At 67.8% G+C, this 26,619-nt stretch carries 23 protein-coding genes and 1 riboswitch; of the genes, 10 read left to right on the forward strand and 13 right to left on the reverse strand.

Going from position 1 to position 26,619, the window contains the following annotated elements; genetic code table 11:
- The first annotated feature begins 119 nt into the window (after nt 1–119).
- The gene (locus tag B9Y82_RS01585; protein WP_100471301.1) at nt 120–677 is read left to right on the forward strand and encodes a DUF3228 family protein; all 558 of its coding nucleotides are present in this window, start codon (nt 120–122) and stop codon (nt 675–677) included.
- Nucleotides 678–745: 68 nt separating this feature from the next.
- On the forward strand, nt 746–1,378 hold the full coding sequence (locus B9Y82_RS01590) for an energy transducer TonB (protein ID WP_157804586.1): 633 nt from the start codon (nt 746–748) through the stop codon (nt 1,376–1,378).
- On the opposite strand, the gene B9Y82_RS01595 is transcribed toward B9Y82_RS01590, so the two are convergent.
- The 5 genes from B9Y82_RS01595 to ahcY all read right to left on the reverse strand — a co-directional run bounded on the left by B9Y82_RS01595 (nt 1,375) and on the right by ahcY (nt 6,289).
- Nucleotides 1,375–1,878, reverse strand: coding sequence for a hypothetical protein (locus B9Y82_RS01595; protein WP_100471303.1), 504 nt, complete (start codon nt 1,876–1,878; stop codon nt 1,375–1,377). The two genes, B9Y82_RS01590 and B9Y82_RS01595, sit on opposite strands and share 4 nt — an antisense overlap.
- A complete protein-coding gene (ybaK, locus tag B9Y82_RS01600; protein ID WP_100471304.1) occupies nt 1,878–2,351 on the reverse strand; it encodes a Cys-tRNA(Pro) deacylase in 474 nt (157 codons plus the stop codon). Before ybaK ends, B9Y82_RS01595 begins: the two co-directional genes overlap by 1 nt.
- A gap of 110 nt (nt 2,352–2,461) precedes the next feature.
- The gene (locus tag B9Y82_RS01605) at nt 2,462–3,796 is read right to left on the reverse strand and encodes a peptidoglycan-binding domain-containing protein (RefSeq protein WP_100475153.1); all 1,335 of its coding nucleotides are present in this window, start codon (nt 3,794–3,796) and stop codon (nt 2,462–2,464) included.
- 50 nt (nt 3,797–3,846) lie between these two features.
- A complete protein-coding gene (locus tag B9Y82_RS01610; protein ID WP_238381528.1) occupies nt 3,847–4,599 on the reverse strand; it encodes a lysozyme inhibitor LprI family protein in 753 nt (250 codons plus the stop codon).
- A gap of 244 nt (nt 4,600–4,843) precedes the next feature.
- Nucleotides 4,844–6,289 (reverse strand): adenosylhomocysteinase, encoded by a 1,446-nt coding sequence (ahcY, locus tag B9Y82_RS01615; RefSeq protein ID WP_100471306.1) that lies wholly within the window; start codon nt 6,287–6,289, stop codon nt 4,844–4,846.
- Between the two features lie 36 nt (nt 6,290–6,325).
- A riboswitch (S-adenosyl-L-homocysteine riboswitch) is annotated at nt 6,326–6,409 on the reverse strand.
- Between the two features lie 120 nt (nt 6,410–6,529).
- On the opposite strand from ahcY, the gene B9Y82_RS01620 reads away from it, so the two are divergent.
- A complete protein-coding gene (locus tag B9Y82_RS01620) occupies nt 6,530–9,046 on the forward strand; it encodes a S9 family peptidase (protein ID WP_100471307.1) in 2,517 nt (838 codons plus the stop codon).
- Between the two features lie 126 nt (nt 9,047–9,172).
- Nucleotides 9,173–11,884 (forward strand): phosphoenolpyruvate carboxylase, encoded by a 2,712-nt coding sequence (gene ppc / locus B9Y82_RS01625; protein WP_100471308.1) that lies wholly within the window; start codon nt 9,173–9,175, stop codon nt 11,882–11,884.
- 67 nt (nt 11,885–11,951) lie between these two features.
- On the opposite strand, the gene B9Y82_RS01630 is transcribed toward ppc, so the two are convergent.
- Nucleotides 11,952–12,458 carry an acyl-CoA thioesterase gene (locus B9Y82_RS01630; protein ID WP_005415314.1) on the reverse strand — a complete coding sequence of 169 codons (507 nt, stop codon included), beginning with the start codon at nt 12,456–12,458 and terminating at the stop codon, nt 11,952–11,954.
- Between the two features lie 140 nt (nt 12,459–12,598).
- A complete protein-coding gene (gene metK / locus B9Y82_RS01635) occupies nt 12,599–13,810 on the reverse strand; it encodes a methionine adenosyltransferase (RefSeq protein ID WP_010481882.1) in 1,212 nt (403 codons plus the stop codon).
- Nucleotides 13,811–14,145: 335 nt separating this feature from the next.
- Here metK and B9Y82_RS01640 point away from each other — a divergent pair, with 335 nt between their 5' ends.
- The 3 genes from B9Y82_RS01640 (at nt 14,146) to B9Y82_RS01650 (ending at nt 17,843) form a co-directional block, all read left to right on the forward strand.
- Nucleotides 14,146–15,861 (forward strand): lysophospholipid acyltransferase family protein, encoded by a 1,716-nt coding sequence (locus tag B9Y82_RS01640; protein WP_100471309.1) that lies wholly within the window; start codon nt 14,146–14,148, stop codon nt 15,859–15,861.
- A complete protein-coding gene (locus tag B9Y82_RS01645; protein WP_100471310.1) occupies nt 15,858–16,658 on the forward strand; it encodes a UDP-2,3-diacylglucosamine diphosphatase in 801 nt (266 codons plus the stop codon). The genes B9Y82_RS01640 and B9Y82_RS01645 overlap by 4 nt, the downstream gene beginning before the upstream one ends.
- A gap of 117 nt (nt 16,659–16,775) precedes the next feature.
- Nucleotides 16,776–17,843, forward strand: coding sequence for a metal-dependent hydrolase (locus B9Y82_RS01650; RefSeq protein ID WP_100471311.1), 1,068 nt, complete (start codon nt 16,776–16,778; stop codon nt 17,841–17,843).
- A 74-nt stretch (nt 17,844–17,917) separates the two neighbouring features.
- Here the strand turns inward: B9Y82_RS01650 and B9Y82_RS01655 are convergent, their stop codons facing one another.
- From B9Y82_RS01655 to B9Y82_RS01670, 4 genes are all read right to left on the reverse strand, one after another.
- Complete coding sequence (locus B9Y82_RS01655; RefSeq protein WP_061478371.1) at nt 17,918–18,745, reverse strand: methyltransferase domain-containing protein; 828 nt, start codon at nt 18,743–18,745, stop codon at nt 17,918–17,920.
- 60 nt (nt 18,746–18,805) lie between these two features.
- Nucleotides 18,806–19,801, reverse strand: a complete 996-nt coding sequence (dusB, locus tag B9Y82_RS01660) for a tRNA dihydrouridine synthase DusB (protein ID WP_100475154.1) — start codon at nt 19,799–19,801, stop codon at nt 18,806–18,808.
- Between the two features lie 147 nt (nt 19,802–19,948).
- On the reverse strand, nt 19,949–20,380 hold the full coding sequence (locus tag B9Y82_RS01665) for a hypothetical protein (RefSeq protein ID WP_100471312.1): 432 nt from the start codon (nt 20,378–20,380) through the stop codon (nt 19,949–19,951).
- A gap of 109 nt (nt 20,381–20,489) precedes the next feature.
- Complete coding sequence (locus tag B9Y82_RS01670) at nt 20,490–21,407, reverse strand: LysR family transcriptional regulator (protein WP_100471313.1); 918 nt, start codon at nt 21,405–21,407, stop codon at nt 20,490–20,492.
- Nucleotides 21,408–21,499: 92 nt separating this feature from the next.
- Between B9Y82_RS01670 and B9Y82_RS01675 the strand changes: the two genes are divergently transcribed.
- On the forward strand, nt 21,500–22,687 hold the full coding sequence (locus B9Y82_RS01675) for an MFS transporter (RefSeq protein WP_100471314.1): 1,188 nt from the start codon (nt 21,500–21,502) through the stop codon (nt 22,685–22,687).
- 53 nt (nt 22,688–22,740) lie between these two features.
- Here B9Y82_RS01675 and B9Y82_RS01680 read toward each other — a convergent pair whose 3' ends face one another.
- Both B9Y82_RS01680 and B9Y82_RS01685 read right to left on the reverse strand, forming a co-directional pair.
- A complete protein-coding gene (locus B9Y82_RS01680) occupies nt 22,741–23,706 on the reverse strand; it encodes a ribokinase (RefSeq protein WP_100471315.1) in 966 nt (321 codons plus the stop codon).
- Between the two features lie 25 nt (nt 23,707–23,731).
- Nucleotides 23,732–25,030, reverse strand: coding sequence for a NupC/NupG family nucleoside CNT transporter (locus B9Y82_RS01685; RefSeq protein WP_100471316.1), 1,299 nt, complete (start codon nt 25,028–25,030; stop codon nt 23,732–23,734).
- A gap of 193 nt (nt 25,031–25,223) precedes the next feature.
- Between B9Y82_RS01685 and B9Y82_RS01690 the strand changes: the two genes are divergently transcribed.
- Together B9Y82_RS01690 and hemP are read left to right on the forward strand one after the other, a co-directional pair.
- Complete coding sequence (locus B9Y82_RS01690; protein ID WP_100471317.1) at nt 25,224–26,195, forward strand: aldo/keto reductase; 972 nt, start codon at nt 25,224–25,226, stop codon at nt 26,193–26,195.
- Between the two features lie 185 nt (nt 26,196–26,380).
- Nucleotides 26,381–26,575 carry a hemin uptake protein HemP gene (hemP, locus tag B9Y82_RS01695; protein WP_005412278.1) on the forward strand — a complete coding sequence of 65 codons (195 nt, stop codon included), beginning with the start codon at nt 26,381–26,383 and terminating at the stop codon, nt 26,573–26,575.
- Nucleotides 26,576–26,619 lie beyond the last annotated feature (44 nt).

Genomic DNA, 26,619 nt, shown 5'->3' on the forward strand with positions numbered 1-26,619 from the left:
ATTGGGTCGCCCGCAGAGTGCTGCAAGCCGGACGCGGGCGCCAGTGACCATCGGCATCGGACCCTGCCTGCCTCCGGGGCGGTTACCCTGTGTGGTGGAACTCCTGACCACGCCATGCCATGTCCATCGTCCTCACCGATTTCGCCCGTCCCCGCCTGTTCCCGCGCGTGCCGCGCGGCAACACCATCCAGGACTGCACTGCCGAGCAGTTCGAGGCACACCTCAATACGCACGCGCCGCTGAAGGTACTCGACGGCTACGCGCCGTTCTGCAAACTGTTCGTCTACGAGAACTGGACCAGCACGCGCTGCCTGACGGTGCCGATCACCGAGGCCAACCGCCACCAGCTGCGCAGCGCTTACGAGGCGCGCAACCGCGAGGAACTGCCGGTGCTGGTGCGCTGGTTCGAGGGCGTGGAATCGCCGCGCGCGAACTACCTGGTGGTGATCCTGTACAGCGCCGGGCAGCTGGCGAAGGAAGGTTCGCCGATCGAGGCCGACTGGGGCATCGTCGGTTGCATCTATACCGCCGAACCGGAAGAAGTGCCGATGGCGCCGATCACGATGATGCGCAATGCGTTGGGCGTGGAGGAAGGTGGTTCCGGCGTGCCGCTGGACCGGGAGGCCTACCAGCGCTCGGTGGCGTTCTGGGAGAACAACGCCAACTGGCGGCCGTGATCCAACAGGTGAACGTGCCGGTTGCGCACCGCGCTACCATGGCAGCACAACGATGCACGGAGCGCCGGATGATGATGGAACGCGTGATGCGATGGAGTGCACTGGCAGTGATGCTGCTTGCCGGTGGCGGGTGCTCGCCGGGATACGATGCCGGCGCCGCATGCGGGAGCCTGGCCGAGCCGGCGCCGGTCCGGGATGCCGGTGTCGAGCAGTTGCAGGCTTCGCAGGACGACGGACGCTGCACCTTCCGCGCACAGGGGCGCGATGCGGCAGCGTTGCAGCGCCAGCAACGCATGCTGGATGCCCTCGCCATCATCGCGTGTGGCCAGCCTGCGCAGGTACAGCCGGTGGCGGGCACAGCAGGGTTCGAACTGCAGATGCCGCCGCGTTGCCCGCTCTCGGCCCGCAGCTCGCTGTTCGTCCAGGACGACCCACGCTGGACGCTTGATCGTCCTTCGATGCCGGATTACCCGGCGGCGGCGCGTGCCGACAGGCAGGAGGGCATCGCTCACCTGCGCCTGCTGTTGGACGACGAGGGGCGCGTCAAGGCGGCCATCGTGGCCACGTCCAGCGGCCACCCGTTGCTTGATGAAGCGGCGGGCAAGGCCGCGCTGGGATGGCGATCGAAGCGGGAGTGGTGGGCGTTCAGCACCACGCGCATGAGCCTGGTGCGGACGACGGTGGCGTTCGCCGCCAACTAGCTGCCAGGCGACGACGTGAGCGCTGTCCACTCCCACCACGGGTAGTGGTACTCGCGGTCGATGGCCTGCCAGTGCCGGCCGCACTGTACGCACGAGACCGTATGGCAGTCGCCCCAACCGCCTTCGGCTTCTTCCACCGAGCGCAGCTGCATCTGGCCCTGTTCAACCAGACGACGGGGATCAAAGAACGGGTAGCCGGGGTTGAGCGCGCACAGGCAACCCTCGCGCGCCTGCCAGTAGCGCAACCGACGCAGGGCCGCCTTCAGGTGGGCCTGGTTGCTGATCAGCATGCCGCCGAGGGCGATGCCCTGGCAGCTGCGCTCGATCAGATCCACATGCACGGCCAACGCGTCCAACGATGCGGCATCGAACAGGCGCGCGACGGTGCGCGCGGCGTCAGTGATGCGCGTTGCGTCGCGCGAGAGCAGGTCCTGCAGCAGCACGTCGGCCTGTGCATCTTCGAGCCGGGGTATCTGCGCTGCAGGCCACGGCCAGCGCATCAGCGCGCCTTGCCGATGGCAGCGTAGTGGCCGGCAGTCAGCCGCAGCAGGTCGGCCGGTGCCAGTTCCACCTCCAGGCCACGGCGCCCGGCGCTGACATGCAGCGCGGGCAGCGCTTCGGCGCTGGCGTCCAGGAAGGTACGCAGGCGCTTCTTCTGCCCGAGTGGGCTGATGCCACCGACCAGGTAGCCGGTCGCGCGCTGAGCGGCATCGGCGGCGGCCATCTCGCACTTCTTGCAGTGGGCGGCTTCGGCCAGCGCCTTCAGGTCGAGCTGGCCGGCGACCGGCACGATCGCCACCAGCAGTTCGTGCGCTTCAGTGCTGGCCAGCAGGGTCTTGAACACCTGGGCCGGGTCGAGGCCGAGCTTGTCGACGGCTTCGCCGCCATACGATTCGGCATGGGCGTCGTGCACGTAGCTGCGCACGGTGTGGGCGATCTTTTCGCGCTTGAGCAGGTTGATGGCCGGGGTCATGGGCGCATCCTAGCGCGGGGCAGGGGTGTTGCCTTGACCGAGACTCGCGCATCAACGCAGAACGGGCCCCCGCAGGTGCCCGTTCCGGCTGTGATCGTCGACATCCAGGATCAGCGCGACATCGACTGCTGTGTCTGCATCTGTTCCTGGGTCTGCCGCTGCGACAGTTCGCTGTCCAGCGCCTGGCTCTGCCGCGTGCTGTCCTGCAGGTTGCGGTTCACCGCCTGCGACAGATCGACGTAAGTGCGGTGCATGGCGGGATCGCCCAGCTGGCCCTGCACCGCGAACACGCCCTGGTTGTCCGGCCGTGCCAGCACGAGATCGACCTGGCTCATGCCGGCCAACTTGGACTCGTAAGCCACCTGGCCTGCGGCGTTCTCGAGCTGGCTGCGGTCATTGAACAGCGGCGACAGGCCGCCCTGGCGGCGCTGTTCTTCCAGCGTCTCCAGTTTCTCCACGACCTGCTGGTAGCGCGGGTTGTCGGCGTGGCCCGGGGTGGCCATGGTCGGTTCGGCGGCCTGCTGTTGCTGTTGCGCGATGGCCTTGTCGAGCGCACCCAGCGTGGTGGCACCGGCCTTACCGTCGACGGTGAGCTGGTGCTCACGCTGGAACTGCTTGACCGCTTCCAGGGTGCCGGGCCCGAAATCGCTGTCGGCCACCAGCGGTTTGCCGTCCTTGCCCAGGTAGCCCAGGTCGGCCAGCTTCTGCTGCATCGCCTGTACCTCATCGCCCCTGGCGCCACTGACCAGGACGCCGTTGCCGCCGGGCGAGCCATGCGAGGGGGCATGAGTGGGGGTGATGCCCAGCTGGGTCATGGCCCGGTCGAAGCGCTCATCGCGGCTGGTGACGGCGGCCGGCGACTGGATGCCGTATTGGGTGGCATCGACGAAGGCCTGCACGTCGGCGCGGGTCGGCGGATTGCCGGCCTGCACGGTACCGCCCTGCAGCTTCTCCGCATTGCCGGCCAGATAGTTGATGAACTGCGGGCCCATGCTGCCGAACTGGTTGTCATAGTCGGCCATGGCCAGCTGCAGTTCCGGGTTGGCCACGATGGCATCGGCAGCGGCCGGGTTGGTCGCACGCACCTTGGCGATGGCTTCATCGACGCGCTCGATGGCGCCGTCCAGCTTGGCGTTGGTGAGCTGGTCCATCTTCGCCTGCGGAATGGCCTGCAACTTGGCATCAAGCGCGGCAAGCTGCTGGCTGCTCAGCCCTCCCTGCTGCGACAACAGCTCGATGTCAGCGGCGGTGAACCCGTTGTCGCGCAGGAAGCGCCTGGCCTGGGGGTTGCCGCCGACATCGAACTGCACCAGCCCGAACGAATAGGTGCTGGCGCCTTTCTGGGCGTATGAGAAGTGGTCCAGGTGGCGGGTGTTGCCGCCCAGTTCGGTATGCAGGAACAGCGTGGACAGCTGCTCGCGGGTGAGGGTGGAATCCGTTGCCATGGTCATCGTCCTTCAATGAGGAAAAAGGAGCCGGGCATGCCCAGCCGATCTCAACCGGCGCAGTGCTGCTGGGTGAAGCCGAGCAGCTGGCGGGTGGCCTGGGCGCCATAAGCGGCCGCTGCCGGTTCGAGCGCGAACTGGCCGACCATCTGGTTGCTGCACAGCTGCACGGTGCGCTTGCCGGCGGTGGTTTCCTGGGTGCAGTGGGCGGCCAGCAGGGCGTTGGGGCCGCCGCCCATGTTGGTGGCCGCGGTGCAGCCCAGCAGGCGGCCTTCCTGGCCGTTCTCCCGCAGCAGCGTGTTGAAGTTCGCCAGCTGGCTGTTGGGGTCGCGCAGCACCAGCAGGTCCACGCACTGCTGCTGGCCGTTGGGCACTTCGCAGGCGTCCTGGTCGACCAGGCCGTCGCGCGTGGCCGACAACACTTTCAGGCGGTCGGCAAATACCTGTTGCAGGCAGTGCGCGTCACCGCACAGGTCGCGCGTGTGCTGGATCCAGCGCTGCTGCTCGGCCTGCAGCTTGTCCTTGCCGGCGGCATCAAGGGTTTCGCGTGCAGTGGCTTCGGCCTTGGCCAGCTCGCCTTCCTGCTGCAGCAGGGCGGGGTCGTTGCAGATCAGGGTCTGCACCGGCGATGCCCCCTCGGTGCAGGCCGTGTTGCTGCCCGTGGCCGCTGCCGGGGCGTCGGCTGCCTTGTCGGCGCTGGCCTGTCCGGTGGCCGCTGCCGGAGCGGTGGCCCCACCATCGCCGGCCGGAGGGGCGCAGGCGGCCAGCAGGGCCACCCAGCACAGGGTCATCAGGGGCTTCATCGCCCGGGTCATTCGGTCACGGTTGCGCGGCATGTCCTGTCCTTTGGTGTCTGCGTCCCGGCGCATGGCCTGCCGTTGGCAGTCCATGGGGGCGTAAAGCCTAGCAAGCGGCTTCTTAGGGCTCTGTGACAGGGCGCGCGGATCTTCTGCCGGGTGCCGCAACGCAGAACGGGCGCCCGAAGGCGCCCGTTCGTGCATTGCATGCCCGGTAGTGCCGGCCGCTGGCCGGCACCCTCCGCAGCCATCAGTAGCGGTAGTGGTCCGGCTTGAACGGGCCTTTCACCGGCACGCCGATGTAGTCGGCCTGTTCCTGGCTCAGGGTGGTCAGCTTCACGCCGATCTTTTCCAGGTGCAGGCGGGCCACTTCTTCGTCCAGCTTCTTCGGCAGCAGGTAGACCTTCTTCTCGTAGCTGTCCTTGTTCGCCCACAGGTCGATCTGTGCCAGGGTCTGGTTGGCGAAGCTGTTGGACATCACGAAGCTCGGGTGGCCGGTGGCGCAGCCCAGGTTCACCAGGCGGCCTTCGGCCAGCAGGAAGATCGCATTGCCGTTCGGGAAGATGTACTTGTCCACCTGCGGCTTGATGTTGACGTGCTTGACGCCGGCGAACGACACCAGCGCATCGACCTGGATCTCGTTGTCGAAGTGGCCGATGTTGCAGACGATGGCCTGGTCCTTCATCGCGCTCAGGTGCTCGATGCGGATGATGTCCTTGTTGCCGGTGGTGGTGACGTACAGGTCGGCACGGCCCAGGGTCGATTCGATGGTGTTGACTTCATAGCCTTCCATCGCCGCCTGCAGGGCGCAGATCGGGTCGATCTCGGTGACGATCACGCGCGCGCCGTAGGCACGCAGCGACGCAGCGCAGCCCTTGCCGACGTCGCCGTAGCCGCAGACCACGGCCACCTTGCCGGCCAGCATCACGTCCATCGCGCGCTTCAGGCCGTCGGCCAGCGACTCGCGGCAGCCGTACAGGTTGTCGAACTTGCTCTTGGTGACCGAGTCGTTGACGTTGATCGCCGGGATCAGCAGGGTGCCGGCCTGGGCCAGCTGGTACAGGCGGTGCACGCCGGTGGTGGTCTCTTCGGAGACGCCCTTCCAGTCCTTGACCACGCGGCCCCAGTAACCCGGGCGCTCCTTGGCCACGCGCTTGAGCAGGTTCTTGATGACCTGTTCTTCGTGCGAGGAGGAGGCGGTGTTGACCCAGTCACTGCCGTTTTCCAGCTCGTAGCCCTTGTGGATCAGCAGGGTCACGTCACCACCGTCGTCGACCACCAGTTCCGGGCCGGTCAGGGTGCCGTCGGCCAGGGTGAAGGTCAGCGCGTCCAGGGTGCAGTCCCAGTACTCTTCCAGGGTCTCGCCCTTCCACGCGAACACCGGGGTGCCGGTGGCGGCGATGGCGGCAGCAGCGTGGTCCTGGGTCGAGAAGATGTTGCACGAGGCCCAGCGCACGTCGGCGCCGATGTCCTTCAGGGTCTCGATCAGCACCGCGGTCTGGATGGTCATGTGCAGCGAGCCGGTGACGCGCACGCCCTTCAGCGGCAGCTCGGCCTGGTACTTGCGGCGGATCGACATCAGGCCCGGCATTTCGTGCTCGGCGATGTCCAGTTCCTTGCGGCCCCAGTCGGCCAGCGTGATGTCGCGGATCTTGTAATCACCTTCGGTGGAGAAGGTCTTGGCAACAGCGTTCATTCGTGTGCTCCGGTTGTGGGCGAGCGGGTGCTCGCATCTAGCCGGGCGCCGTTGTTACAAAGCCACCTTACCGAGCCTGGCCGGGCCTCATGGAATCCGGTCGCAGCGCCCCTCGGCAGGGGAGAACGCCCATTATATCGCGGCCACGGCATGACATCCGGATGACCCAACCATCGGCAGGTGGGGGCGCGTGCATGGCCTGTTAAGGTCGGTGTTTTCACGCATCACACAGGTGGAACGATGAGCATGCACGCGCGCCGCACACGGCGCTGGACCGGCCTGGTCCTGTCGATGGGACTGCTGGCGGTGGCCCCGCTGGCCTGGGCCTTGTCCCCGCAGCCTGCTGCGGCGCAGGCCCCGGGCGTCAACGGCTACGAACTGCCCTCGGCGGCGCTGCAGGCGGTGGTGGATGCGCCCCGTGCGCCTTCGTTGTACCTGTCGCCACGCCGCGACGTGGCCGCGTTGATGCAGATGCCATCGCTGCCGTCGATCCAGGTGGTGGCGCAGCCGGAACTGAAGCTGGCCGGCCTGCGCATCAACCCGCGCACGTTCTCCGACAGCCGCTTCAGCTTCGGCGAGAAGCTGTGGCTGATGAACGTGGCCGATGGCAAGGAGCGGCAGATCAGCGGACTGCCGGCCAAGCTGTCGATCGCCAGCGTGATGTGGTCGCCAGACCAGAAGTGGTTGGCCTTCAACCAGGTCGACGCCGCCACCGGCGCCAATGAACTGTGGCTGGTGGACGTGGCCGGCGGCAGTGCCCGTCGTCTGGTTGCCGGCCTGAACACGGTGATCGGCAGCGGCTACCAGTGGTTGCCGGACAGCCGCAGTCTGGTGGTGTTCACGCGCCCGGCCAACCTCGGTGCGGCCCCCGCCGCCGACGGCATCCCGACCGGCCCGGCCGTGCAGCAGACCCGCCAGGGCGAGGGCGTGGTGTCGATCCGTACCTACCAGGACCTGCTGAGGAACGAAGCCGATGCGCGCCAGTTTGATTACTACGCCACCACGCAACCGGTGGAAGTCAGCCTGGACGGCAGCACCCGCGCGATCGGCGCGGCCGGCATCTTCATGGGCTTCGCGGTGTCGCCCGATGGCCGTTTCGTGCTGCGCCAGCCGGTGCAGCGCCCGTACTCGTACCTGGTGCCGGTAAGCAGCTTCCCGCGCCGCATCGAAGTGATCGAGCGTGCCAGCGGCAAGCTGGTGCACACCGTGGCGGTGCGGCCGCTGGTGGAAGGCCTGCCGACCGGCAACGATGCCGAAGTGACTGGCGTGCGCGACATCCGCTGGCGCGGCGATGTCGATGCCACCCTGGTCTGGGCCGAAGCGCAGGACGGCGGCGATCCGAACAGGGACGCCAAGGTGCGCGATGCGGTGCTGATGCAGGCCGCGCCTTTCGACAAGCCGCCGGTGACGCTGGCCCAGCTTGGCAGCCGGCTGGCCGGCATCAGCTGGGGCCGCGGCGACCTTGCCCTGCTGACCGAATCGTGGTGGAAGACCCGCAGGACCAAGACCTGGCTGATCGCCCCGGACAACGCCAGCGCCGAGCCGCGCCTGCTGTGGGATCGCGATGCACAGGACCGCTATGCGGATCCGGGCCGGCCGCTGATGGCCAGCGACGACCGCGGTCGCTCGCTGCTGCAGACCAGCGCCGATGGCAGCAGCCTGTACCTGGCCGGCGCCGGCGCTTCGCCGGAAGGCGATCGTCCGTTCGTGGACCGCTTCGACATCGCCAGCGGCAAGGCCACCCGCCTGTTCCACTCGCAGGCGCCGAGCTATGCGCTGCCGGTGGCATTGCTGGACGACCAGGCCAGCTCGCTGCTGCTGAGCCGCGAGAGCCCGGACGAGCCGGCCAACTTCTACGTGCAGTCGCTGGCCGATGCAGGCGCTGCGCCACGTGCGCTGACCCACTTCGCGCATCCGCTGCCGCAGCTGAAGGGCGTGCAGAAGGAGCAGATCCGCTACAAGCGCAAGGATGGCGTCGACCTGACCGCAACCCTGCTGCTGCCGCCGGGCTACGATCCGAAGCGCGACGGCCCGCGCCCGCTGCTGATGTGGGCCTACCCGGGTGAGTTCAAGAGCGCGGCCGCGGCCAGCCAGGTCACCGATTCACCGTACCGCTTCAATGCGGTCAGCTACTGGGGCCCGCAGGCGTTCCTGGCCAAGGGCTACGTGGTGCTGGCCAGCCCGTCGATGCCGATCATCGGCGAGGGCGACAAGGAGCCGAACGACACCTACGTCGAACAGCTGGTGGCCAACGCGCAGGCGGCCGTGGATGAAGTGGTGCGCCGTGGCGTGACCGATCGCGATCACATCGCCATCGGTGGTCATTCCTACGGCGCGTTCATGACCGCCAACCTGCTGGCGCACACCCGCCTGTTCAAGGCCGGCATCGCGCGCAGCGGCGCCTACAACCGCACGCTCACCCCGTTCGGCTTCCAGGCCGAAGAGCGCAACTACTGGCAGGCGCAGGACGTGTACCAGAAGATGGCGCCGTTCAACTACGCCGACAGGATCAAGGATCCGATCCTGTTCATCCACGGCGTGGACGACAACAACTCCGGCACGTTCCCGATGCAGAGCGAGCGCATGTTCGCCGCGGTGAAGGGCCTGGGGGGCACTGCGCGGCTGGTGATGCTGCCGAACGAGTCGCACGCGTACCGCGCGCGCGAATCGATCATGACCATGCTGGCCGAAAGCGAGCGCTGGCTGGAGCAGACCATCGGCCCGGCCGAGCAGGGCAAGGCGAAGAAACAGCGCTGACCGGACCCGGTAGTGCCGGCCAGCGGCCGGCACTACCAGATGAAACCATTTTTGCATCGCAGCACGACGCCCGTTCTGGTTTAGGCTTGGGGCCTGGATCCGTTGACCGAGGCCTGTGCGTCGCCGATGAACGAGTACCGCAGCAGCATCGAGTTTGCTTCTCCCGATCTTCCGCTTCGCGATGATGTGCGCCGGCTCGGCGCACTGGTCGGTGACCTGCTGGTCGAGCAGGTATCGGCAGCCTTCCTCGACGATGTCGAAGACGTGCGTACCCGCGCCATCGCCCGCCGCGAGAACCAGGCACCGCTGTCGGAGCTGGCCGAAGGGTTGGCCGGACGCACGCCGCAGCAGGCCGAGACCATGGTGCGGGCCTTCAGCACTTACTTCCAGGTGGTCAATATCGCCGAGCGCGTGCATCGCATCCGCCGCCGCCGCGACTACCAACGCGCCGGTACCGCCGGGGCGCAGCCCGACGGCCTGCAGGATGCGCTGCAGCACCTGAAGGCGCAGGGCGTGGGCCTGGACGAGCTGGCGCAGTGGTTGCCCCGGATCGACATCGAACCGGTGTTCACCGCGCACCCGACCGAAGCGGTGCGCCGTGCGCTGCTGGAGAAAGAGCAGCTGATGGTGGCCAGCCTGGTCGACAACCTCGACGGCCAGCGCACGCCGGGGGAAGCTGCCGCCGATGCCGCGCGCTTCCGCATGGCGCTGACTGCCTCGTGGCAGACCACCGATTCCTCGCCGGTGCGGCCCACCGTCGATGACGAGCGCGAGCACGTGGGCTTCTACCTGGTGCAGGTGCTGTACCGGGTGATACCGGTGCTGTACGAATCGCTGCAGCAGGCGCTGCGGGATACTTACGGCAAAGAACTGCCACTGCCGCGCCTGCTGCGTTTCGGTACGTGGGTGGGCGGCGACATGGACGGCAACCCGAACGTGGATGCCCACACCATCCGCAATACGCTGGATGCGCAGCGGCAGGCGGTACTCGCGCGCTACCAGAAGGAACTGCTGCAGCTGGCCAGCCTGCTCAGCCAGTCCACCGAGCGGGTGGGCGTGAGCGATGCGCTGCAGGCGCGCGTGGCGCAGTACGAGCAGCTGCTGCCGCAGGTGCAGTCGCGGCCACGCCATGCCGACATGCCGTACCGCCTGCTCAACGACCGCATGCGCGCACGCCTGCAGGCAACGCTGGACGATGGCGAGGGCGCTTACGCCGGCCCGGACGAACTGATCGACGACCTGCAGCTGATCCTGGACAGCCTGCGCGCGAACCGCGGCCAACATGCCGGTGGCTTCGCCGTGCAGCGCCTGCTGTGGCGGGTAAAGACCTTTGGCTTCCACCTGGCGCGGTTGGACGTGCGCCAGGAATCGAGCGTGCACGCGCGCGCGCTGGCCACCGTGCTGGGTGGCGATGCCGCGTGGGACGGTCTGGATGCATTGGGTCGCGCGCGGCTGCTGGCGCCGCATGCCAGTGGGGACGCACCGTTGCCGAAGGGCGACGATGAAGGCAACCGGCGACTGGACGCCGTGTTCGCGGCGTTGGCCGATGCGCGTGCGCGCCATGGCGGCGATGCACTGGGCAGCTACATCATCTCGATGGCACATGACCGCAGCGACGTGCTGGCGGTGCTGGCGCTGGCGCGCCGTGGCGGCCTGGTGGAAGGGAACGGCTCAGTGCCGCTGGATATCGCGCCGCTGTTCGAGACGGTGGACGATCTCAAGCGTGGTACCGCGACCCTGCGCGATCTGCTGGCCGACCCGGTGTACCGCGCGCACCTGCATGCACGCGATGACGTGCAGATGGTGATGCTGGGCTATTCGGACAGCAGCAAGGACGGCGGCATCGCCGCTTCGCGCTGGGGCCTGCAGCGCGCGCAGGTGGAGCTGCTGGAGGTGGCGGCCGAGGCCGGCATCCGCCTGACCTTCTTCCATGGCCGTGGTGGTTCGATCAGCCGCGGTGGTGGCAAGACCACGCACGCGGTGGATGCCTCGCCGCGCGGCAGCATCGATGGCCGCCTGCGGGTGACCGAGCAGGGCGAGGTGATCCATCGCAAATATGGCATCCGTGCACTGGCCCTGCGGTCGCTGGAGCAGGCCACCGGCGCGGTGCTGCGCGCCAGCCTGCGCCCGCGTGCCGCCGAACCCCGCGAGGATCAGTGGCGACCGGTGATGGACGCGGTGGCGTCCGCCAGCAGCGAGGTGTATCGCGCCTTCGTCGGCCAGGCCGGTTTCATGGACTACTTCCGCACTGCCACGCCGATCGACGTGATCGAGCGGATGACGCTGGGCTCGCGGCCGTCACGCCGGCTCGGCCAGGACGCGGCACTGGGCAACCTGCGTGCGATTCCATGGGTGTTCGCCTGGAGCCAGGCGCGTGCGGTGATTCCCGGCTGGTACGGCGTGGGCAGCGGACTGCAGGCGGCGGTTGATGCCGGCCACGAACAGACCCTGCGCGATATGGCGCGAGACTGGCCGTTCTTCCGTACGTTCCTGGACGACATCGCGATGGTGTTGTCCAAGGGGGATATCACCATTGCCGAGCAGTTTTCGCTGTTGTCGGGTGAACTGCACGGGCACTTCTTCCCGCAGGTCCAACGTGAGCTTGAACTCACCCGGCACTGGCTGCTGGCGCTGATGGACCAGCGGACGCTGCTCGACCACGATGCGCGGCTGGCGTTGTCGATCCGCCTGCGCAATCCCTACGTCGATCCGATCAGCGTGCTGCAGGTGGATCTGCTGCAGCGCTGGCGGGCCAGCGGGCGCGAGGATGACGACCTGCTGCGTGCGCTGGTGGCGTGCGTGAACGGTGTGTCGCAGGGCGTGCAGAACACGGGTTGATCCGCATCCGCCGGGCGTGGCCCGGCGCTACCTGCCGCGGTGGGTGCGGGGCTTGGCCCGCACGCCCTCACTCTTCGGGTGACGGCGGGTTCGACGCCAGCAGTTCCAGATGGCGCTGCTCCATTTCCTGGCGCAGCTGGCGGCGGATCTGTGCCGCGGCCTGGCGGCGCTTCTCGTCCGACGTGGCCGGCTGCAAGGGCGGCACCGGCGTTGGACGGCCTTCCTCATCCACGGCCACCATGGTGAAGAAGCAGCTGTTGGCGTGGCGCACGCTGCGCTTCAGGATGTCTTCGGCCACCACCTTGATGCCGATCTCCATTGACGAGGTGCCGGTGTAATTGACCGAGGCCAGGAAGGTGACCAGTTCGCCCACCGCGATCGGCTGGCGGAACATCACCTGGTCCACCGACAGGGTGACCACGTAGCTGCCGGCGTAACGGCTGGCGCAGGCATAGGCCACCTGGTCGAGCAGGCGCAGAATGGCGCCGCCGTGGACCTTGCCGGAGAAATTGGCCATCTCCGGCGACATCAGCACGGTCATGGACAGCTGGTGGGTTTTCAGTTCGGTCGACATGCGGCGATTGTATCGGCAACCGGGTAGCGCCGGCCGCTGGCCGGCAACCGCGCACGCCTTCCCGCATGCCATGAAAAAGCCGGCCAGCGGCCGGCTCTACCAAAAAAGAGAAGGGCCGCTTGCGCGGCCCTTCGTGTTTCTTACTTCAGCTTCGCATCGGCGCGCAGGGCGGCGGCGCGGTCGGTCTTCTCCCAGGAGAAGGCCGTGGCGTTGACGGTCTCGCCTTCGCCGTTGAGGTAGCTGAATTCCTTCGGCTTGCGGCCGAAGTGGCCGTAGGCGGCGGTCTGCTGGTACATCGGGTGCACCAGGTCGAGCATCTTGATGATGCCGTACGGGCGCAGGTCGAAGTGCTTGCGGATCAGCTTCTCGATCTTGTCGTCACTGATCTTGCCGGTGCCGAAGGTGGTGACCGAGATCGAGGTCGGCTCGGCCACGCCGATGGCGTAGGAGACCTGGACTTCGCAACGGTCGGCCAGGCCGGCGGCAACCACGTTCTTGGCGACGTAGCGGGCAGCGTAAGCAGCCGAACGGTCGACCTTGGACGGATCCTTGCCGGAGAAGGCGCCGCCACCGTGACGGGCCCAGCCGCCGTAGGTGTCGACGATGATCTTGCGGCCGGTCAGTCCGCAGTCGCCCACCGGGCCGCCGATCTCGAACTTGCCGGTCGGGTTGATGTGGAACTTGGTGCCCTTGTGCAGCCACTTGGCCGGCAGCACCGGCTTGATGATCTCTTCGCGGACGGCCTCGATGAGGTCCTTCTGCTTGATGCCCGGGGCGTGCTGGGTCGACAGGACCACGGCGTCGATGGCCGAGACCACGCCGTTCTCATAGCGCAGGGTGACCTGGCTCTTGGCGTCCGGGCGCAGCCACGACAGCGGCGAGTTCTTCTTCTTGCGGATCTTGGCCTGCTGCTCGACCAGGCGGTGCGACAGGTGGATCGCGGCCGGCATGTAGCTGTCGGTCTCGTTGGTGGCATAGCCGAACATCAGGCCCTGGTCGCCAGCGCCCATTTCTTCCGGCTTCTTGCGGTCCACGCCCTGGGCGATGTGCGGGGACTGCTTGCCGATCAGGTTCAGCACGCCGCAGGTGGCGCCGTCGAAGCCGACGTCGGAGCTGTCGTAGCCGATGTCCGTGATGACCTTGCGGGTCAGTGCTTCCAGGTCGATCCAGGCACTGGTGGTGATCTCACCGGCCACGATGGCAACACCGGTCTTGACCATGGTCTCGCAGGCCACGCGGGCGCGCTGGTCCTGGGTCAGGATCGCGTCCAGCACCGCATCGGAGATCTGGTCGGCAACCTTGTCCGGATGGCCTTCGGAGACCGACTCGGAGGTGAAGAGATAGCTGGACATCAGGCGTAATATCCCTTGATTCGGATGGAAAGATGGGCGCGCATGATACACGGGGTGCGCCGCCTGTGCATTGTGAACCTGTACCGGTTGCCGGTGGTTAAGCCCATGTAGGCCCGGCAGGGGCCGTCCGGCCGGGATTGAGGCCCAGCCTCGAGGCCCAGTGTTCCACCAGCGTGACAACGCACCGGGCTGCTGCCGGCCTCGACCGCGCACGCCACGACGCCCGCCAGAGGCTGCCCGGCCGTCATCGTTCTGCCCCAAAACCGCCATCTGGCTGCCGCCTGCCGGGCGCAGGCTGTCGGCCAATCCGGCCGCCGGGCATGAGTGGATCCGCCATGCAGGAACTCGAACAGCGTCTCCAGCAACGCTTCCCCGATTGGTTCCATGGCCGTCGAGGCCAGCTGGCGCGGCCGCTGCTGCGCAGCGTGGGCCGCTGGTCGCGGTTGGACCAGATCGAAGCCTTCCTGCAGCGCAGCGCGGGATTGCGCGGATTCGGCTTCGTCGCCGCCGGCCTGGAGTTCATCGATGGCCAGTACCAGGTGGATCCGGCCGCGCTGGCGAAGATCCCGGCCACCGGCCGCCTGCTGATCGTTGCCAACCATCCCTCCGGGGCACTGGACGCGCTGGCCCTGCTGGACGCGGTCGGCCGCGTCCGCCGCGACGTGCGGATCGTGGCCAACGACCTGTTGGGGGCGATCGCGCCACTGCAGGACCTGCTGCTGCCGGTGCGCATCCTGGGTGGCAAGGCGCAGCGCGGCAGCCTGCATGCCGTGGAGGAAGCGTTGAACGCCGAGCAGTGCGTGATCGTGTTCCCGGCCGGCGAGGTCTCGCGGCTGTCGCTGCGCGGCATCCGCGATGGCCGCTGGCAGCGGGGGTTCGTCCGCTTTGCCCGCGCGGCCGGTGCGCCGGTGCTTCCGGTGCGGGTGGACGCGCGCAACTCCGCGCTGTTCTATGGCGCGTCGACCCTGTTCAAGCCGGCCGGCACTGCGCTGCTGGCGCGCGAGATGTTCACCCGTCGTGGCCGTCCGCTGCGGCTGAGCATCGGCGAGCCGATGCAGCTGGGCAAGGGCGGTGACCCGGGCGCCCAACTGCTGGCGGTACGCCGGGCGCTGTATGCACTGGGCCGCAATGGTGCGGCCGCCAATACCACTGCCTGCGCAGGCCCCGGGCCGCTGGCGGCCCCCGTGCCGCCTTCGCAGGTGGCTGCCGGCATTGCAGCAGCGACCCAGCTGGGCCAGACCGCCGATGGCAAGCAGATCCTGTTGGCGACCTGTACCGCCGATTCGCCGCTGCTGCTGGAGCTGGGCCGCCTGCGCGAGCTGACCTTCCGCCAGGTGGGCGAGGGCACCGGGCGCAGCCGCGATCTGGACGACTACGATCCGCAGTACGAGCACATCGTGATCTGGGACGCTACTGCGCAGCGCATCGCCGGCGCCTACCGCATCATGCGCGGCGCGCAGGCGCTGGCCCGTCACGGCCTGTCCGGGCTCTACAGCGCGTCGCTGTTCCGCTATTCCGACGATGCCATCACCCACATCGCCGAAGGCCTGGAACTGGGCCGCAGCTTCGTGGTGCCCGACTACTGGGGCAGCCGCAGCCTGGATTACCTGTGGCAGGGCATTGGTGCCTACCTGCAGTGCCGGCCGGGCATCCGCTACCTGTTCGGCGCCGTGTCGATCAGCGCGGCGCTGCCGCGTGATGCACGCGAGCAGCTGGTGGCGTACTACCAGCGCTACTACAGCGGTACCGCCGGCCTGGCCGAATCGAACCGCCCGTTCCAGTACTTCGCCGCGCCGCCGAGTTTCGGCGAGCTGGATGCAGGTGCCGCGTTCGATGTGCTCAAGGCCAACCTGGCTGCACTCGGTACCGGGGTGCCGACGCTGTACCGCCAGTACACCGATCTGTGCGAGCCGGGCGGTGCGCGTTTCCTTGCGTTCGGCGTCGACCCTGACTTCAGTGATTCGATCGACGGCCTGATCGAAGTGGACCTGTGCGCGATCCGGCCGAACAAGCGCAAACGCTACCTGCGCGACGCGGGGACGCCGGCATGAGCACGCTGGCGAACCTGTCGCCGCACCGGCGCGCAGTGTTCGTCTCCGACGTGCACCTGGGTTCACGTCATTGCCATGCCACCGAGCTGGCCCGATTCCTCTCGCAGCTGCGCTGCGAACGGTTGTACCTGGTCGGCGACATCATCGACCTGTGGTGGATGGCGCATCGCCGCACCAACTGGCGGCAGTCGCACAGCGAAGTCATCCAGGCCCTGCACGCGCTGCGCCGTGCAGGGACCGAGATCATCTACATTCCCGGCAACCACGACGCATCGTTGCGCCACGTATGCGGGCTGATGCTGCCGGCCATGCAGGTGCGCCGCCGTGCCATCCATGTGACCGCCGATGGCCGCCGGTTGCTGGTCGCCCATGGCGACGACTACGACGGCGTGACCCACTTCGGCGGCCTGCAGGAAAAGTTCGGCGACTGGCTGTACTACCGCATCCTCACCGGCAACCAGGCGCTGAACGCCGTGCGGCGCCGGCTGGGCATGCGCTACTGGTCGCTGTCGGAGTTCCTGAAGAAGCGCAGCGGTGCCGCCGAACGCTATATCGAGCGTTTCGTGCAGGCCGGGCTGGATGACGTGCGCCGGCGCGGCCTGGATGGCATCGTGTGCGGCCACATCCACCGCGCGGCGCTGGTCGAACGTGATGGCCTGGTCTACGCCAACGACGGCGACTGGGTGGAGAGCCTGACCGCACTGGCCGAAGACCATGATGGTGCACTGCGCCTGCTCGACCACAATGGCCAGACCCTGGTGGAGCTGCCGGGGGCGCGGTTGTCGCAGGTGGCGTAACGCGCGTCTGGCCTCCTGCAGCCGAGCCCATGTTCGGCTGACGTGGCGCTGGACGAAGAGCAGCCGAGCATGGCTCGGCTGCTACATACACCGCCTGCAAGCCGCTAGCATCGACCAATGGACTCCCTGACCCAGATCGTGCTCGGTGGCGCCGTCGCCGCTGCCATCGCCCCGCCCGGACATCGCCGTGCGGCCCTGCTGGCCGGTGCCGCGCTTGGCACCTTGCCGGACCTCGACGCCCTGTGGCTCGGTTTCACCGCAGCCGATCCGGTGGCGAACATGATCGAGCACCGCAGCTTCAGCCATTCGCTGCTGGTGCTGCCCTGGGTGGCGGCATTGATCTGGTGGTTGTTCAAGCGTTTCGGCAATGGCCGCGTCGCGCAGTCGCCGGTGCGCTGGTTCTGGGCGATCCAGCTGGCGCTGGTCACCCATCCCGTGCTGGATGCGTTCACTGTGTATGGCACCCAGTTGTGGTGGCCGCTGCGCCCGCATCCGACCATGGGTTCCAGTGTCTTCATCATCGACCCGGGGTATACGGTGTGGCTGCTGCTGGGCTGCGTGCTGGCCTGGTTCGGTCGCGCCCGGCCCTGGGCAGGCAAGGTGCTGGGCGTGGCCCTGCTGCTCAGCAGTGGCTACCTGGGCTGGGGCCTGATCGCAAAGGCACAGGTCGACCGTGCCGCACAGCAGAGCCTGGCCGCGATGGGCCTGGGCGATGCGCCGCGCTTCTCGGTACCGATGCCGTTCAACACCCTGCTGTGGCGGGTGGTGGCGATGACGCCCAATGGCTACGTGGTGGGTGACCGCTCGCTGCTGGCCGACCGCGGGCCGATGCGGTTTGAAGGCCATGCGTCCAACGTGCAGGCCTTGCGCGAAGCGCAGGCCATCCCCGCGGTGCAGCAGCTGCAGTGGTTCAACCGTGGCTTCATGCGTGCGCAGGTGGTGGACGGCCGGTTGCTGCTGAGTGACCTGCGCATGGGCCTGGAACCGGACTACACCTTCAACTTCGTCGTGGCCGAGCAGGCCGATGGGCAGTGGCGGCCAATCACGCCCGGGCAGGTGCGCGTGGATTACAGCAGTCCCGCCGCGCGCGCTGACGCCGGTCGCCGGTTGGCCGCCATGTGGCAGCGGATCTGGCATCAGCCGGCAGCACCGCCGGGTGCGGTCGACCATACCGCCGTGCATTGATCAGTAGATCCACGCCATGCGTGGATGGCGCGGACATCGGTGGTCGCCGCCCCGCACGGCGTGGCTCCACCGAATCAATACACCGTGGCGCGGCCCTGCACGAACGAATAGAAGAACACCGCGTTCGGGTCGTTCTGCACCAGGCGGAACTCGCGACGCATGCCTTCCACGGTGTCCTCGTCCACCGAGCCGGCCTGCAGCAGCTGGTCGGCCGCCGACAGCAGCAGTTGTTCCCAGAACGCGATCATCGTCTTGCGACGGGCCGGTTCGCGGTTGTCCAGGTGGATGGTCTTGATCTCGGTATGCACGTCGCGGAAGCCGCCGGCCAGCAGCAGGTTGCCCAGCTTGGCGCCGACGAACGGGTCTCCCCCATGGTCGTACTGGAAATCGTTGAACGCCATCCAGTAGCGCCAGATGTGCGGCGAGTACGGGTCGAGCAGGAACGAGGCATTCATCACCTCGGTGATGTACACCGGCGAGCCCGGCGCCAGCACGCGGCGCACCTCGCTCAGTACGCGTGCTGGTGACGGCACGTGCTCCAGCACCCAGCACAGGAACGCCGCGTCGAAGCTGCGTGCCTCGAACGGCAGCTCGCCGGCGTCGGCCTGCTGCAGGGTGTAGCGGTCGCTGCACCACGGTGTGCGCGCCAGGTTCTCGCGCGCGGTGGCCAGCTGCGTTTCGCTCAGGTCCACGCCGGTCACGTGCAGCTCGGGGAAGCGGCGCAGCAGGATCTCGGTCTGTGCGCCGACGCCGCTGCCGACTTCCAGCAGGCGCCGCGCGCCGCTGTAGTCGATCTGGCCGAAGATGCTCGATTCCAGCAGCCGGGCCTGGGTCATCAGGCGCTGCTGCTCGGTGCCGGAGAACCCGTGCAGGTAGGTCGGGGAGGAGATCGGCGGAGTCATGACGGCGGGCTCTTGTAGCGTCGAGCTGGCTCGACTGTTCGGAAACGCGGGGCGGGCGGCTCAGGCCGCCGAAGAGAGCGCCGGTTCCCCGGCGATCAGGCGGTCGAAGTACTCGGTGGTCAGGGCGATCTGGCTCTGCGGGTCTTCGGCGCGGTTGACCACTGCGCGGAAGGCGGCGTTCTCCGGCCGGTCCTTGGCGTACCAGCCCAGGTGCTTGCGCGCGATGCGCACGCCCTGCGGTTCGCCGTAGAACGCATGCAGTGCATGCAGGTGGCCGAGCAGGATGTCGCGCACTTCCGCCAGCGATGGCGGCGGCAGTTCCTCGCCGGTGGCCAGGTAGTGCGCCACCTCGCGGAAGATCCACGGCCGGCCCTGCGCGGAGCGACCGATCATCACTGCATCCACGCCGGTTTCCTTCAGGACGTACGCGGCCTTCTGCGGCGAGTCGATATCGCCGTTGGCGATCACCGGAATGCGCAGCGCCGCCTTGATCTCGCCGATGGTGCCGTACTCGGCCTGGCCGGTGTAATGCTGGTCGCGGGTGCGCCCATGCACGGCCAGCGCGGCGATGCCGCTGGCCTCGGCGATGCGCGCGATCACCGGGCCATTGCGGTGGTCGCAATCCCAACCGGTGCGGATCTTCAACGTGACCGGCACGTCCACCGCGTTGACCACGGCTTCGAGGATGCGCGCCACCAGCTGTTCGTCGCGCATCAGTGCCGAGCCGGCCCAGGCGTTGCACACCTTCTTGGCCGGGCAGCCCATGTTGATGTCGATGATCTGCGCGCCGTGGTCCACGTTGTAGCGCGCGGCCTCGGCCAGCTGCTGCGGCTCGGTGCCGGCGATCTGCACGCTGATCGGGGCCGGTTCGCCCTCATGGTCCATGCGGTGGATGGACTTGCGCGTGTTCCAGAAGCGCGGGTCGCTGATGGTCATTTCCGAGGCGGCCAGCCCCGCACCCAGCCGTTTGCACAGCAGGCGGAAAGGCTTGTCGGTGACGCCGGCCATGGGCGCCAGCACGACGTTGGGGGCAATGGTGTACGGGCCGATCTGCATGCGCCCATTGTAGGGCGCGGGCGGCGGTACGGCCGTGTCGGCGGCGTTCCGGTTCAGGCCGATCGGCACCGACCTCATGCCATACCGGCATCAGCAGATGCTTGACGGTTGCATCCACCGCCCCCAAGTGCGGGCGATGGTGGGCGGCTACCCCAGGCTCTGCCAGGCCTGGCGGGTACCCAGCGCGAAGGCCAGCCCCAGGCCGAGGCAGGCCAGTGAACTGACTACCCAGAAGTGCCGGCCGTTGTATCCGGGCCGGAGCAGCGCCAGCCCGAAGCCCATCGCCGCGCGCAGCAGCAACAGCAGGGCGATGCCCGACAGCACCGGACGGCTGGCCGGCAGCGGCGAATGCCAGCCTGCGGCTGCCAGCGCGTACAGCGTCCAGGCGACCAGCACAGCAGTAATGCCGGCGGTCATCAGCGGTGGCCACCAATGCCCCGCCTGTGCCAGCCGGACCATGCGCGGGCCAGCGCCGAACCACCGGTACCAGGGTGCCCCAAACGCAATGCAGCCGATATGCAGCAAGGCTGCGATGGCACTGCCGGCGGCGGCAACCAGCAACCAGGGGAATCCGTCCATGTCCTGCCCACGCTGAAATGCTGCGCGGATGGTGGGTGAGGGGCGGGGTGAGGGCAATGCGACCGGCAGTCGCAGCTGTTCGATGCCACCGCCGGTGATGGCGCTGCGCTCAGCGCGGCGGATCGATCTGCAACCCGGTGCCGAGATGGTCCAACGCCACGTCCACGCGTGGCAACCGCTGCCGGCCCTGCGGCCACAACAGGCGCAACGGCAGGCCGCGGCAGTCCAGCGACGGCAGGATCGACACAAGGCTGCCGCGCGCCAGCGCATCATCGACCAGCCAGGTGGCCAACTGCGCGATGCCGAAGCCGGCCTCGACCGCAGCCACCTGGGCCTCGGCGCTGCCAACCACCAGGCGCGCGCGGGCCTGCAGCGGTGTACTGCGCTGCCCGCCATCGGCCACCTGCCACGGCCCGATGCTGCCGTCGGCGCGTCCGAACAGCACGCCGTCATGCCCGGCCAGCTCGGCCGCGGATGTCGGCAGGCCATGTCGCTCCAGATAGGCCGGGGACGCACAGAAGCGAAGGCATTCGTAGCCGAGCAGGCGGCTGCCCAGGGTGGCCGGCAGCGGCTCCGGTCCACCGATGCGCACGGCCAGGTCGATGCCGTCATCGGTCAGGTCCACAAAGCGGTCGCTGAAGGTCACCTGTGGCCGCAGCTGCGGAAACGTGTCGGCCAGCTGCAGCAGCAACGGCCAGACTTTCAGTCGCCCGAAGGTGGCTGGTGCATCCACCCGCAGGCGGCCCACGGGAGCGTCTGCGTGCGACGCCAGCACCGACTCGGCATCGGCCAGTTCGCCAAGCACCCGCACGCAGGTGCGGTAGAAGCCCTCACCGGCCTCGGTCAGGCGAAGGCGGCGCGTGCTGCGTTCGAACAGCCGGGCTCCCAGCCGCGCCTCCAGCCGTGCGATGGTCTTGCCCACCGCAGAACTGGTCAGGTGCAGGCGTTCGGCGGCGGCAGTGAAGCTGCCGGCATCGGCGGTGGCGACGAAGGCCTCGATGCCGCGCAGACGCTCGGTGGGAAGCATGGGGAATTTCGGTCCGGAATCGATGGAAAATATAGCAGTAATCGGAACTCGGGGAGGAAATAGGCTGGTGGCCCCTGTCCTGATGCCTGCTCATGTCCACCCTCGATTCCATCGTGGCCGCTGTCCACGCAAACGCTCGCGCACGTCTTCCGGTCGTCCTGCTGGCGGTGTCCGCCTTCGTCATCGTCACCACCGAATTCCTGATCGTCGGCCTGTTGCCCGCGCTGGCGCGCGACCTTGGCCTGGGCATCGCCCGCGCCGGGCAGCTGGTCACCTTGTTCGCGTTCACCGTGATGCTGGCCGGGCCACCATTGACTGCGCTGCTGTCACACGTTGGCCGGCGCCCCCTGTTCGTGGTCATCCTGCTGTTGTTCGCGGGTTCCAACGCGCTGGCTGCGATGGCCACGCAGCCGTGGCTGCTGGCGCTGGCGCGGGTTCTGCCAGCACTGGCCCTGCCGGTGTTCTGGGGCACGGCCAGTGAGACTGCTGCGCAGCTGGCCCCGGCAGGACAGGGCGGTCGTGCGGTCGCGCGGGTCTACCTGGGTATCACCGCCGCAATGCTGTTCGGTATCCCACTGGGTACGTTGGCCGCCGACGCCCTCGGTTGGCGCGGCAGCTTCTGGCTGTTGGCGGCCTTGTCGCTGTTGATGGCGGGCGCGTTGGCGTTGTGGATGCCGGGCGCCGTGGCCGGACCGCGGCGCGCGCTGGGCGAACAGGCACGTGTGTTGCGCCAACCGCAGTTGCTGGGCCATGTGCTGCTGTCGGTGCTGGTGTTCACCGCGATGTTTGCTGCCTACACCTACCTGGCCGATGTACTGGAGCGCCTGATGCAGGTACCGGCCGCACAGGTGGGCTGGTGGCTGATGGGCTTCGGGGCCGTCGGGCTGATCGGCAATGCACTGGGCGGGCGCTGGGTCGATCGTGCGCCGCTGGGCGCGACCCTGGTGTTCTGCGCGGTGCTGGCGCTGGGCATGCTGGCCAGTGTCGGGCTGGCCGGCCACGGCACGCTCGTGCTGATCGCACTGGCCCTGTGGGGCGTGGCGCATACCGGATTGTTCCCGCTATGCCAGGTGCGGGTGATGCGTGCGGCGCCACAGGCGCAGGCGCTGGCGGGAACCTTGAATGTGTCTGCGGCCAATGCCGGAATCGGCCTGGGCGCGCTGCTGGGAGGTGGGACCATCGAACGCTTCGGCCTGGCTTCGCTGGGCGTGGTGGCCGCTGCCGTGGCGCTGCTGGCAATCGCAGCTGGGCTGCTGCTGCGACGTGCGGAGGAACCATAAAAAAGCCCGGATGCCTGCGCACCCGGGCCTTCTCATCCACGCATGGCGTGGATCTATTTTGCTTCAGCGTCGGCCGGGGTGAAGCGCGGCATCGCCGCTGCAGCGCCTTCCTTCTCGGTCGAGCGACCGGCGAACTGGTTGGCGAAGCGCACGTGGCGGGCGAACGGGGCGTCGGCCACCTGCGCCAGCGACGCGGCCAGCGCACCGTTGAAGGCATCACCGGCACCGGTGGTGTCGATCGCCTGCACCTGTTCGGCACCCACGCGGTAGTACGGCTGGGTATCGCCGCGCAGGTTCTCGTCGGCATGCGACACGAACACGCCCACCGAACCGAGCGTGACCACCACGGTACCGTTGCCGACCAGCTTGCGGCACAGCGCGTGCAGGCTGGCGCCATCCAGCGCGGCGACGTCGTTGGCATCCACGCGCTCACCGACATGGCGGCCGAGCAGGGCGGCGAACTCGGTCTCGTTCGGGGTGATCACATCGGCCAGCTTGAGCAGGCCGATGGTCGAGGGGGCATCGGCCGGTGCGGTGTTGAGCACGGTGGTGACGCCGCCCTCGCGGGCCGTGGCCAGTGCCGCTTCGATGGTCTGCACCGGCGATTCCAGCTGCGCCAGCACCACCTTGGCACTGGTCAGCAGGGCCTGCTGCTGTTGCAGGAAGTCGGTGCTCAGCGCAGCGTTGGCGCCCGGGCCGATCACGATGGTGTTGCGGCCACGGGCATCGACGTAGATGCCTGCGGTGCCGGTCGGCTCGCTGCTGGCTTCGGCGATCAGACCGAAGCCGTCCTGTGCGGCCAGTTCGCGCGCGGTGGCGCCACCGGCGTCGTCGCCCAGCGCGCACACGAAGTGGGTGTCGGCACCGGCGCGGCAGGCCGCCACAGCCTGGTTGAAGCCCTTGCCACCGGGGCCGGTGCTGTAACGGCCGGCAATGGTCGCACCCGGTGCCGGCAGCGACTCGCACCGCCACACGTGATCGACATTGAAGGAACCGACGACAACGACACTGCTGCTCATAGGGAATCTTTTCTCAACCAAGGGTTCAACTGAAGTGCGTCAGCACGCCGGCGATGGTCGCCGTCATGAAGGTGGCAATGGTACCGCCCAGCACGGCGCGCAGGCCGAACTTGGCCAGGTCGTGGCGACGTTCCGGGGCCAGGCCGCCGATACCGCCGATCTGGATCGCGATCGAGCTGAAGTTGGCGAAGCCGCACAGCGCGTAGGTGGCGATCAGGCGACCTTCCTCGGACAGGCTCACGCCAGCGATCTGGCCGTTCACGATCTGCGACAGTTCGGTGTAGGCCACGAACTCGTTGATCACGACCTTCTGGCCGATCAGCGAACCGACGGTGGTGGCATCGGCCCACGGGGTGCCGATCACCCAGGCGATCGGGGCCAGCACGTAACCGAAGATGGTCGACAGGTTGGTCGGCTTGCCGATGGCAGCAGCCAGGCCGGTCACATCGCCGATCCAGGTCAGCGGGGCGTTCAGCAGCGCGATCAGGGCGATGAAGGCCAGCAGCATCGCGCCGATGTTCAGCGCCAGCTTCAGGCCGTCACCGGCGCCGGCGGCGGCCGCGTCGATGATGTTGCTGGAGGTCTTCTCGACTTCCATCTTCACCGTGCCGCGGGTGAGCGGGGTGCCGGTTTCCGGGATCAGCAGCTTGGCCACGACCAGGGTGGCCGGTGCTGCCATGATGCTGGCCGCCAGCAGGTGCTTGGCGTAGAAGGCCTGCTGCGCCGGATCACCGCCGCCGAGCATGCCCACGTAGGCCGCCAGCACGCCGCCGGCGATGTGCGCCATGCCGCCGATCATCATGGTCAGCAGCTCGGACTGGGTCATCCTGGCGATGTACGGGCGCACGGTCAGCGGCGCCTCGGTCTGGCCGATGAAGACGCTGGCGCAGACGCTGGTGGTTTCCGCGCCGGACACGCGCATCACCTTGGTGATCGACCACGCCATCACGCGCACGATCGCCTGCATGATGTTGAGGTGGTACATCACCCCCATCAGCGCCGAGAAGAAGATGATGGTCGGCAGCACCTGGAAGGCGAAGATGAAGCCGTAGTTCTTGGTGTCCATCAACGAGCCGAAGATGAAGCCCGAGCCTTCGTTGACGAAGCTGAGAACCTTGACGAAGCCCTTGCCCAGCGCATCGAACACATCGCGCCCGCCCGGCACCAGGATCACCAGCGCAGCGAACGCGATCTGCAGGGTGATACCGGTGGCAACCAGCTTCCAGTCAACCGCACGCTTGTTGTTGGAAAACAACCAGGTGATGCCGATCAGCACCGCCAACCCGAACAGGCCGAAGCCGATCCTGCCCAAACCTTCGACCATGTGAGTGACTCCCCTGGGGCGTCGCGAAAAACGGGAAGCCTAGTGCAGGGCAGGGGCCGGGGCAAGAAAAAGCAGCGTGCGCGCACCCAACGGTACCGATCAGGCCAGCAACGGCAAGGGCTTGCGGCCGGCGGCGGAAGGTAGAATGGGGTTTGATCCCGGCCCGGATGCGGGCCCGCAGCAGGAGATTCGCATGCAATACCGTCGCCTGGGCTCCACCGGCCTGCCGATTTCCGCCCTGTCCTTCGGCGCCTGGGTGACCTTCGGTGACCAGATCCCGCGCGACGAGGCCCGCAACCTGGTGGCTGCGGCCTGGGACCACGGCGTCAACTTCTTCGACAACGCCGAGGGCTATGCCAACGGCCGCGCCGAACAGGTGATGGGTGATGTGATCGCCGACCTGCGCCTGCCGCGCGATGGCCTCTGCGTATCCAGCAAGGTGTTCTTCGGCAGCGCCAAGGACCCACGGCCGACCCAGCGCGGCCTGTCGCGCAAGCATGTGACCGACGCCTGCCATGCTGCGCTCAAGCGCCTGCGGGTCGATTACCTGGACCTTTATTACTGCCATCGCCCGGATCCGGACGCACCGATCGCCGAGACCGTGCATGCCATGGATACCCTGGTGCGGCAGGGCAAGGTCCTCTACTGGGGTACCTCGGAGTGGTCGGCGGTGCAGATCCAGCAGGCGCTGGACATCGCCGACGCGCGCAACCTGCAGGGCCCGTCCATGGAACAGCCGCAGTACAACCTGCTGCACCGCGAACGGGTCGAGGTCGAGTACGCGCCGCTGTATGCCGGTGCCGGCCTGGGCACCACCATCTTCTCACCGCTGGCCTCGGGCCTGCTGACCGGCAAGTACGACCAGGGCATTCCGGCGGATGCGCGGCTGGGCCGCGAGGGCATGGAATGGCTGCAGGCGCTGGTGATGGGTGACGACACCGAGGCCCGCCTGGCCCAGGTGCGCCGTTTCAGCCAGGTGGCGCGCGTACTGGGGCACGCCCCGGCCACGCTGGCCATCGCCTGGTGCCTGCGCAACCCGAACGTCTCCAGCGTGATCCTGGGCGCCAGCCGGGTCAGCCAACTGCTGCAGAACCTGCAGGCGCTGGAGGTGCTGGAGCAGGTCGACGCCGCTGGCTGGGCGCAGGTCGAAGCCGTCTTCGCCTGACAGCCCTCTGCAGCGTCGAGCCATGCTCGACGCTACAAAAGCACCGCGCCCACCGTGCCATTGATGATGTCTATCGAATTTAAGAATTCGATCATTAATCCCATCAATGAAATTGAGAATGGTTGTTGATTGTCAACTGAGAATCATTATCATTTAACTCGTCCCTCGCACGAGTCCAGATGCTCATGAATGCTCAACCTGTACTGCTGCGCCCCGAAACGCTGACCCTCCGCGATCGTCCGGTCCGTGTCGTTCCGCCGGAAGAGGTCATCGACAGCGAAGCCCTGCTCAAGGGCCGTCGTGAAATCCTGATCCAGCACGGCGACCGCTTCTACCGCCTGCGGCACACCAGCAACGACAAGCTGATCCTGACCAAGTAATCGCGGCCTGGTCGCCCGCCCCCCTCCCTCCTGCCGGCCGCGCC

The organism is Stenotrophomonas maltophilia, assembly GCF_002799155.1.
GTDB lineage: Bacteria > Pseudomonadota > Gammaproteobacteria > Xanthomonadales > Xanthomonadaceae > Stenotrophomonas > Stenotrophomonas maltophilia_R.

What these genes read in the sequence shown, in the direction of transcription:
- B9Y82_RS01605 (WP_100475153.1), bottom strand. Translation starts at nt 3,796, where the DNA reads ATGGCAACGGATTCCACCCTCACCCGCGAGCAGCTGTCCACGCTGTTC.
- B9Y82_RS01675 (WP_100471314.1), top strand. Translation starts at nt 21,500, where the DNA reads ATGTCCACCCTCGATTCCATCGTGGCCGCTGTCCACGCAAACGCTCGC.
- B9Y82_RS01650 (WP_100471311.1), top strand. Translation starts at nt 16,776, where the DNA reads ATGGACTCCCTGACCCAGATCGTGCTCGGTGGCGCCGTCGCCGCTGCC.
- B9Y82_RS01670 (WP_100471313.1), bottom strand. Translation starts at nt 21,407, where the DNA reads ATGCTTCCCACCGAGCGTCTGCGCGGCATCGAGGCCTTCGTCGCCACC.
- dusB (WP_100475154.1), bottom strand. Translation starts at nt 19,801, where the DNA reads ATGCAGATCGGCCCGTACACCATTGCCCCCAACGTCGTGCTGGCGCCC.
- ahcY (WP_100471306.1), bottom strand. Translation starts at nt 6,289, where the DNA reads ATGAACGCTGTTGCCAAGACCTTCTCCACCGAAGGTGATTACAAGATC.
- B9Y82_RS01645 (WP_100471310.1), top strand. Translation starts at nt 15,858, where the DNA reads ATGAGCACGCTGGCGAACCTGTCGCCGCACCGGCGCGCAGTGTTCGTC.
- B9Y82_RS01665 (WP_100471312.1), bottom strand. Translation starts at nt 20,380, where the DNA reads ATGGACGGATTCCCCTGGTTGCTGGTTGCCGCCGCCGGCAGTGCCATC.
- B9Y82_RS01680 (WP_100471315.1), bottom strand. Translation starts at nt 23,706, where the DNA reads ATGAGCAGCAGTGTCGTTGTCGTCGGTTCCTTCAATGTCGATCACGTG.
- B9Y82_RS01685 (WP_100471316.1), bottom strand. Translation starts at nt 25,030, where the DNA reads ATGGTCGAAGGTTTGGGCAGGATCGGCTTCGGCCTGTTCGGGTTGGCG.
- B9Y82_RS01595 (WP_100471303.1), bottom strand. Translation starts at nt 1,878, where the DNA reads ATGCGCTGGCCGTGGCCTGCAGCGCAGATACCCCGGCTCGAAGATGCA.
- B9Y82_RS01610 (WP_238381528.1), bottom strand. Translation starts at nt 4,599, where the DNA reads ATGAAGCCCCTGATGACCCTGTGCTGGGTGGCCCTGCTGGCCGCCTGC.
- B9Y82_RS01620 (WP_100471307.1), top strand. Translation starts at nt 6,530, where the DNA reads ATGAGCATGCACGCGCGCCGCACACGGCGCTGGACCGGCCTGGTCCTG.
- B9Y82_RS01630 (WP_005415314.1), bottom strand. Translation starts at nt 12,458, where the DNA reads ATGTCGACCGAACTGAAAACCCACCAGCTGTCCATGACCGTGCTGATG.
- B9Y82_RS01590 (WP_157804586.1), top strand. Translation starts at nt 746, where the DNA reads ATGATGATGGAACGCGTGATGCGATGGAGTGCACTGGCAGTGATGCTG.
- ybaK (WP_100471304.1), bottom strand. Translation starts at nt 2,351, where the DNA reads ATGACCCCGGCCATCAACCTGCTCAAGCGCGAAAAGATCGCCCACACC.
- hemP (WP_005412278.1), top strand. Translation starts at nt 26,381, where the DNA reads ATGAATGCTCAACCTGTACTGCTGCGCCCCGAAACGCTGACCCTCCGC.
- ppc (WP_100471308.1), top strand. Translation starts at nt 9,173, where the DNA reads ATGAACGAGTACCGCAGCAGCATCGAGTTTGCTTCTCCCGATCTTCCG.
- metK (WP_010481882.1), bottom strand. Translation starts at nt 13,810, where the DNA reads ATGTCCAGCTATCTCTTCACCTCCGAGTCGGTCTCCGAAGGCCATCCG.
- B9Y82_RS01585 (WP_100471301.1), top strand. Translation starts at nt 120, where the DNA reads ATGTCCATCGTCCTCACCGATTTCGCCCGTCCCCGCCTGTTCCCGCGC.
- B9Y82_RS01640 (WP_100471309.1), top strand. Translation starts at nt 14,146, where the DNA reads ATGCAGGAACTCGAACAGCGTCTCCAGCAACGCTTCCCCGATTGGTTC.
- B9Y82_RS01655 (WP_061478371.1), bottom strand. Translation starts at nt 18,745, where the DNA reads ATGACTCCGCCGATCTCCTCCCCGACCTACCTGCACGGGTTCTCCGGC.
- B9Y82_RS01690 (WP_100471317.1), top strand. Translation starts at nt 25,224, where the DNA reads ATGCAATACCGTCGCCTGGGCTCCACCGGCCTGCCGATTTCCGCCCTG.